This window comes from Tsukamurella asaccharolytica, from assembly GCF_007858435.1.
GTDB lineage: Bacteria > Actinomycetota > Actinomycetes > Mycobacteriales > Mycobacteriaceae > Tsukamurella > Tsukamurella asaccharolytica.
The window spans coordinates 1-505 of record NZ_VIGW01000079.1 but is presented as its reverse complement, the minus strand read 5'-3'; the positions used below and the strand labels follow the sequence as shown (position 1 = coordinate 505).

General features: G+C 43.8%; 1 protein-coding gene. It reads right to left on the bottom strand.

Annotation, left to right across the window (positions count from 1 at the left end):
• Window positions 1-196, bottom strand: a 196-nt coding sequence (locus tag FK529_RS21010; RefSeq protein WP_205124419.1) for a hypothetical protein, incomplete at its 3' end; no start/stop codon positions are given.
• Window positions 197-505: the final 309 nt, after the last annotated feature.

Sequence of the window (505 nt, the reverse complement as noted above, 5' to 3'; positions counted from 1 at the left end):
GGGCGCGTTGATCTCCATAGTGCTGGCAGCCTTCTAATCGAATCATGCACGGTACATTGCCATCTAGTAACCACTTGCGTAGATCCGGTAGCTTTACCTCCTGTATTTCGATAGATAGTATTTCTGTGGCGGTGTTGATGTACTTTGGATCGTCTATTACGCTTTGAATGAGCGCCTTGATTTCTTGCCTATTCACTCTTTACTCCATATCTAACTTGATCGACTGTGTATCATCGATATGAACCGTTTCAATTCTGCCCTTTGAATCAACCTCAAACCCATCTACTAGCTGACTCATCACACTTAACGCAAATGCCTGGCCCGCTTTTGTGTTCATATAGGTCGCTAAAAGCTTTGGATATCTAGAATCACTCCTTAAAACCCTCTTACTCATAAACGCTCCCCTGCTATCTCGACTATTCCATCGCCTAATTCGATCATTCGATGAACTTTGATTCTGTATTTCGATAGTTGCCTCAATCTTCCCGGCAGTCGCTCTTTGGCA